The sequence below is a fragment of the uncultured Flavobacterium sp. genome (assembly GCF_937967675.1).
Lineage (GTDB): Bacteria > Bacteroidota > Bacteroidia > Flavobacteriales > Flavobacteriaceae > Flavobacterium.
On the sequence record NZ_CALBSN010000154.1, the window covers coordinates 1 to 6,233 of the forward strand.

The window sequence follows — 6,233 nt, forward strand, 5'->3', positions numbered from 1 at the left end:
CATATCCAATTCAGCATCAAAACGAGTTGAAAAACCTCTTTCTGCAACATCAAATTGGTGGGATGAAACCCCTAAATCAGCTAAAATTCCATCTACTTGCTTGATTCCGTGGAAACGTAAAAAACGTTTTATGAATCTGAAATTTTCGTTGATTAAAGTAAATCGCTCGTCGTCAATTGCATTTTTCAATGCATCTAGATCTTGGTCAAAAGCAAATAATTTTCCATTTTTGGCCAAACGACTCATAATTTCTCTCGAGTGACCGCCACCACCAAAAGTAACATCCACATATACTCCATCTGGATGAATATTCAATCCATCAACTGTTTCTTTTAACAATACTGGATTATGATATTCCATCTTCGTCGTCATTAAAATTACCCATTACTTCTTCTGCCAAGTCTGCGAAATCACCCACAGCGTTTTCAATCGCATTTTCGTACTTATCTTTATCCCAAATCTCGATGATATTAATAGCTGAATTCAACACAATATCTTTATCAATTTGAGCAAAAACCACTAAATCTTTCGAAATCAAAAGTCGTCCTGTTGCATCAATCTCAATCATTTTAACTCCTGCTGTAAATCTTCTAATAAAATCATCATTTTTTTTATTGAAACGATTTAGCTTATTGATTTTCAACATCATTTTATTCCATTCCGCCATTGGAAATAATTCCAAACAAGGTTGAAAAACCGAACGTTTCAACACGAAACCATCCTCTAAAGAACCTAATTGTTTCTTTAGCGAAGTAGGAAGCATCAACCTTCCTTTAGCATCCACTTTACACTCGTATGTTCCGATTAATGTTTTCAACTTTTCTTTTTGATTAGAATATGGACAAATTTAGAAAAAATTTACCACTTTTTACCACATACTACCACTTTGTTAATAAGTTTTTGGATTTTAAAACTCGGTTTTCCACTTTTAACAAAGTAATATTTGCAAAATCAAGATTTGAGAAGTGATTATTCTTAAAAATTAAACGCTACTTTTTTCTGTTTTAGAAATTAAAAACTTATAAAATTGTTGATAACTAACATTTTACAAGTTGTAAAAACTTAAAAACAACTCTGTTAAATTTTTCTTTTCATTCTTTAATAAAATAGTATATTTGTCAAACATTAGAACTAATACCTTAAGTGGAACTTATGTTAAAAAAAGAAAAAAAATACACCTATTTTGAAGCTGGCGAAGGTACCCCAATAATCATTCTTCATGGTTTAATGGGCGGCCTAAGTAATTTTGATGGTGTGGCAAATTTTTTTCCTCCTAAAGGATATAAAGTGGTGATTCCAGAATTACCTATTTACACACAAAATATTTTAAAAACCAACGTTAAAGCCTTTTCAAAATTTGTTAAAGATTTTATTATTCATAAAGGATTTGATCACGTAATTCTTGTTGGAAATTCGCTAGGCGGACATATCGGATTGTATTTTACCAAGATGTATCCAGAACTTGTAAAAGCGTTAGTAATTACAGGAAGTTCAGGTTTGTATGAAAGTGGAATGGGTGAAAGTTACCCAAAACGCGGTGATTACGAATACATCAAAAAGAAAGCGCAAGACGTTTTTTATAATCCAGAAATTGCAACTAAGGAAATTGTTGACGAAGTTTTTGCAACAGTTAACGACAGAATCAAATTGATTAAAACCTTAACAATTGCCAAAAGCGCTATTCGTCATAACATGGCAAAAGATTTACCAAAAATGACGACTCCAACATGTATTATTTGGGGTAGAAATGACAAAGTAACACCTCCAAATGTTGCCGAAGAATTTGATAAATTGTTACCCAATTCAGAATTATTTTGGATTGAGAAATGTGGACATGCTGCCATGATGGAGCATCCTGAAACATTTAATCAAATTTTGTTTGATTGGTTACAAAAGAAGAATTTATAATAGTTCCCCTTTTTGGGGAATTTTATTTTAGAATACTATGAAAATTAATACCGCCGAATTCGTAATTAGTAATTCAGAAGTGGATAAATGTCCAAAAGATCGCTTACCTGAATACGCTTTTATTGGTCGTTCCAATGTAGGAAAATCATCCTTGATTAATATGTTGACGAACCATAAAAATTTGGCAAAAACCTCATCAAAACCCGGAAAAACCCAGTTAATTAATCACTTTAAAATCAATAATAATTGGTTTTTAGTGGATTTACCAGGTTATGGTTATGCTCGAGTTTCTAAGAAAACCAAAGCAGTTTTCCAACAATTTATTATGGATTATTTTGAGCAAAGAGAGCAATTGGTTTGCGCCTTTGTTTTAATCGACATTCGATTAGAAGCTCAAAAAATCGATTTGGAATTCATGGAATATTTGGGAGAAAGCGAAATTCCGTTTGCGATTATTTTTACCAAATCAGATAAATTGGGAAAAAACAAAGTCAACAATCATGTTGAAGCTTACAAGAAACAATTGTTAGCAGGCGATTGGGCTGAAATGCCTCCTTATTTTGTTACCTCATCATTAGAAGCTACAGGTAGAGAAGGAATTTTAGAATATATTAATCAGATAAATGAAGACATTTTTAAAGATAATGGCTTTATTTAAAAAATAAACATAACAAAAAAGTCGCTATTTCTAGCGACTTTTTTTATGCTTTTAAATCCATTTTTTCGGCGAAGTACTCACAGAAATCTCTCATGGTATCTGACATTTTTTCATCAGCAGTTGCGCGTTGAAAAGTATCTGCCATGGCTACTAAAGTTTGATGGAAGAATTGTTTCATTTCATCTACTGGCATATCTTTTGTCCATAAATCAATACGAAGGGTTTCTTTAGCTTTGCTATCCCAAACTGACAATAACATTGCTTTAGCTTCTTCTTGTTCCACTCCACCATCTTGTGCTGTCCATAATAACTTATCTGGAACGTTATTTTCGTCTAAACCTACGGTGATTTTTATATCAGATGTTTTCATATTTATTGCTTCTTTGGTTTGTATTTTGAATTATCGAAAATGGTTTTAGCATCCATTGCTAATAATTGTTCTAAAGTTACATCTTCATTATTTTCCATGTAACTTCTTACGATTTGCCAACCTAACCATTGCCCCACTCTTCCAGGAGTTTGGTTATCAATTTCTAAATAGAATTTTGAAAATGGCGCTGGTCTTATAAATCGCATTTCATTTTTAGGATTAGAATCAAACAATAATTTGTTTTCGACTAAATTACTCCACATAAAATATTCATTCGCTTGACAAAATTTGATTTGCAAATCGGTGTAACCAATTTTATCCGCATCAGAGTAAAATGGAATTAACTTATCCTTTACATACAATTCTTTTCCATAATAAATCATAGCTGATAATAAAGTTCGGTCTGCTGGAGGAGCAATTTTACCGTAACAAAAAGTTGATACTAAATCAGGTAAAATTTGATTTGACTCTAAACTTTGCTTTTTATACTCAGGAAAATCGACATAAAAACGGTGTTCTTTTCCTAGATAACAATCTAATGAGACTAGAGCCAAAGTATCCACATAAAATGCCTTTGCATCTGTATCCACTTCATTAATTAAGGTAATTACTCTTGGCGTTTTGAATTTTGGAAAATAATACTGCACATAGGCAAACATTTTCTCCATATCAGATTCAATTGGACCTAATGTTGGATATTTTATTTGTACTTCTTTGTACAATTCCTTCAATAATGGATTTTTCAACTTATTAACCCAAACCGAATCTGGATTTCCTTCTGGAAAAAAGAATGGATATTGCGCTTTGATTTTTTGCAAATCTTCAGGTTTTGATTGATAAAAAGCTTGATCAAATCGCTCCACTTTAAACTCAACTGGAATTTTTGCAACAGCTTCCTCTACTTTGCTTTCATCTTTACAAGAACACAAAGCAACAATGACAAGCGCAAATAATAATTTCTTCATATAGGGTATTTTTTATACTTTTATGGAACCAAAATTAGTTTGCAAATATACATTTATCGACTCATAAATTTTCATAAAAAAATGACAAATTCTAACACATTTCAAGCCGAAAAAATCAACCAACATATTGTACAATGGTTACACGATTATGCTATTAACGCAAAAGTAAAGGGTTTTGTTGTGGGAATTTCTGGAGGAATAGATAGTGCTTTAACATCTACTTTATGTGCCCAAACAGGTTTGCCTACACTATGTATTGAAATGCCTATACATCAAGCGGAAAGTCACGTTAATAGAGCTAATGAGCACATTGACCAGTTAAAAAAGCGTTTCCCAAATGTTTTTAACGAAAGAGCGGATTTGACACCTGTTTTTGAAAATTTTAAAAATCAAGTTCCCTCTAGTGAAAATGAATCGGTATTAAATTTGTCTTTAGCAAACACTCGTGCCCGTTTACGCATGACAACATTATATTATTTTGCAGGATTAAACGGATTTTTAGTAGCCGGAACTGGAAATAAAGTTGAAGACTTTGGCGTAGGCTTTTTTACAAAATATGGCGATGGTGGTGTAGACATTAGCCCTATTGCTGATCTAGTTAAAAGTGAAGTACGTTTACTAGCAACCTATTTACAAATACCTGAAAGCATTTTAAAAGCTAAACCCACAGATGGCTTGTTTGGTGATGAAAGAAGTGACGAAGACCAAATTGGAGCAAATTATGATGAGCTTGAGTGGGCAATGAAACAAATAGACCAAGGCAAAACTAGTGCCGATTTTTCAGGAAGAGAGGCCGAAGTTTTTAAAATTTTCAGAAGATTAAACAGAGTTAACCAACACAAAATGAATCCTATTCCAATTTGTAAAATTCCTGATAATTTAAAATAATTACATTTTTAATTAACAAGTAATTACATTTTTTTTAGTAACTTTGATATTATATTATTAATACTATAATTTTTTAGTTATGATTAAAATAGGTATAGCAGATAGTTTACCAGTTGTAGTTCATGGATTACAATCCTTTTTTCATGGTAACACTAAAATGGAAGTTATTGGATCGGCTAAAAATTTAGAATCTTTACTTTCACTTTTAGAGGCAAAACGTTGTGATATTCTTATCCTAGATGTAGAATTAGATGGATTGCCAAGCATCAGAGACATTAAAAATTTGATGAAAGATTTTCCTGAAACTAAAATCGTTATGTTTACAAATGTTTCCGAACAGATGTATGCTCCAACAGCAATAAAAGCAGGAGTTTCAGCATACGTTTCTAAGAGAAGTGATTTAAAAGATCTAGAAGCCACAATTACAAAAGTAACTGAAGGCAAAGTTGTCTTTAGCGAAACGGTTAAGAAAAGCATTGAAATGCTTAGTAAAGGAAAAAAATCGGAGCGATTGTTTAAAAAATTATCTACAAGAGAAATTGAAGTACTTCGTTACCTAAATGATGGTAAGAAAAACAAAGAAGTAGCTCAAATACTTGGTTTAGATGAAAAAACAATTAGCACTTACAAATTGCGATTATTAGCCAAACTAGATGTAACTAACCTCGTGGATTTATTAAAAAAAGCAAAAGATTTAGATGTAATTTAATTGTATCTTGACAAAACTCTACCCAAGTTTTTAGAAAAGATATGTGTTAACCCCAAATAAGCCATTACCATTTCCAGAGTTTCTGAGTTGTCAGAATTTTCATCGGACGAAATTGAATTTTTCAAATCGTCTATAATGTTATTGACTAAATACCATCGCAATGTGATAATCGTCTCGGTTACGTATTGGCTTATGGTGGATTCCTTTTGTTTTACATAAATTTGTTGTACTTCCCAATTGTGTAATACCTCACGTTCTTCATTCATAAGAATCGTGGAGACTTCTTGCGCTAATTCTTCAGGAAGTTGCATCAAATATTTATCCAATTCAAATGACTCATTTTCATTAAAATATGCAATTAAATGATTGTAAATTTCTTTGAAAATTGGATTTGCCAGTTCTACCTCATCTTCTTGCAAACTCAGATAGATTCGTTGGAAAACTTTATAGGTATTTTGCTCTTTTACCTCAACCATTTCTCCTTCCTCATTCTGACTTAAAATAGTATCTTCAAATTCGGCTTCTTTATCGCCATACAACAACAAAATCTGAATGATTTTATGTTCCAATTCATATTGAATATCAACTTTTGATGTAGGTTGAGTAACATCATTTCTTACGATTTCAAATGCCTTTTGTTCCTCTTTATATTGTTTATTAGCTTCCGATAAATCTTTCTTTACTAATTGCGCTAAGGTATTAAAAAGTACATCTTCGGAAATATCCATGATTCTG

8 protein-coding genes and 1 pseudogene are annotated in these 6,233 nt (G+C 31.8%); 4 read left to right on the forward strand and 5 right to left on the reverse strand.

The genetic code is table 11. The features are described from left to right. Nucleotides 1-372, reverse strand: a 372-nt coding sequence (gene mraW / locus Q0075_RS10060) for a 16S rRNA (cytosine(1402)-N(4))-methyltransferase (protein ID WP_297869388.1), incomplete at its 3' end; no start/stop codon positions are given. Continuing rightward, the gene (gene mraZ / locus Q0075_RS10065) at nucleotides 347-817 is read right to left on the reverse strand and encodes a division/cell wall cluster transcriptional repressor MraZ (RefSeq protein WP_297869389.1); all 471 of its coding nucleotides are present in this window, start codon (nucleotides 815-817) and stop codon (nucleotides 347-349) included. The genes mraW and mraZ, both read right to left, overlap by 26 nt. A gap of 326 nt (nucleotides 818-1,143) precedes the next feature. Here mraZ and Q0075_RS10070 point away from each other — a divergent pair, with 326 nt between their 5' ends. Together Q0075_RS10070 and yihA are read left to right on the forward strand one after the other, a co-directional pair. Then, nucleotides 1,144-1,908 (forward strand): alpha/beta hydrolase, encoded by a 765-nt coding sequence (locus Q0075_RS10070; protein WP_297869390.1) that lies wholly within the window; start codon nucleotides 1,144-1,146, stop codon nucleotides 1,906-1,908. Nucleotides 1,909-1,945: 37 nt separating this feature from the next. Then, nucleotides 1,946-2,566 carry a ribosome biogenesis GTP-binding protein YihA/YsxC gene (gene yihA / locus Q0075_RS10075; RefSeq protein ID WP_297869391.1) on the forward strand — a complete coding sequence of 207 codons (621 nt, stop codon included), beginning with the start codon at nucleotides 1,946-1,948 and terminating at the stop codon, nucleotides 2,564-2,566. 43 nt (nucleotides 2,567-2,609) lie between these two features. Here yihA and gldC read toward each other — a convergent pair whose 3' ends face one another. Both gldC and gldB read right to left on the reverse strand, forming a co-directional pair. Further along, the gene (gene gldC, locus Q0075_RS10080) at nucleotides 2,610-2,936 is read right to left on the reverse strand and encodes a gliding motility protein GldC (protein WP_297869392.1); all 327 of its coding nucleotides are present in this window, start codon (nucleotides 2,934-2,936) and stop codon (nucleotides 2,610-2,612) included. A 2-nt stretch (nucleotides 2,937-2,938) separates the two neighbouring features. Then, nucleotides 2,939-3,901 carry a gliding motility lipoprotein GldB gene (gene gldB / locus Q0075_RS10085; protein ID WP_297869393.1) on the reverse strand — a complete coding sequence of 321 codons (963 nt, stop codon included), beginning with the start codon at nucleotides 3,899-3,901 and terminating at the stop codon, nucleotides 2,939-2,941. Nucleotides 3,902-3,982: 81 nt separating this feature from the next. Between gldB and nadE the strand changes: the two genes are divergently transcribed. Then, nucleotides 3,983-4,789 carry an NAD(+) synthase gene (nadE, locus tag Q0075_RS10090; protein WP_297869394.1) on the forward strand — a complete coding sequence of 269 codons (807 nt, stop codon included), beginning with the start codon at nucleotides 3,983-3,985 and terminating at the stop codon, nucleotides 4,787-4,789. 79 nt (nucleotides 4,790-4,868) lie between these two features. Then, nucleotides 4,869-5,498: a response regulator transcription factor gene (locus Q0075_RS10095; RefSeq protein ID WP_297869395.1), complete on the forward strand. Its 630-nt coding sequence runs from the start codon at nucleotides 4,869-4,871 to the stop codon at nucleotides 5,496-5,498. Here the strand turns inward: Q0075_RS10095 and Q0075_RS10100 are convergent. After that, a pseudogene (locus tag Q0075_RS10100) lies at nucleotides 5,495-6,233 on the reverse strand (DNA primase); the annotation flags it as partial. The gene Q0075_RS10095 and the pseudogene Q0075_RS10100 sit on opposite strands and share 4 nt — an antisense overlap.

Bases quoted from the DNA above. Each gene is read 5' to 3' on its own strand.
- nadE (WP_297869394.1), top strand. From the start codon at position 3,983: ATGACAAATTCTAACACATTTCAAGCCGAAAAAATCAACCAACATATT.
- gldB (WP_297869393.1), bottom strand. From the start codon at position 3,901: ATGAAGAAATTATTATTTGCGCTTGTCATTGTTGCTTTGTGTTCTTGT.
- Q0075_RS10095 (WP_297869395.1), top strand. From the start codon at position 4,869: ATGATTAAAATAGGTATAGCAGATAGTTTACCAGTTGTAGTTCATGGA.
- gldC (WP_297869392.1), bottom strand. From the start codon at position 2,936: ATGAAAACATCTGATATAAAAATCACCGTAGGTTTAGACGAAAATAAC.
- yihA (WP_297869391.1), top strand. From the start codon at position 1,946: ATGAAAATTAATACCGCCGAATTCGTAATTAGTAATTCAGAAGTGGAT.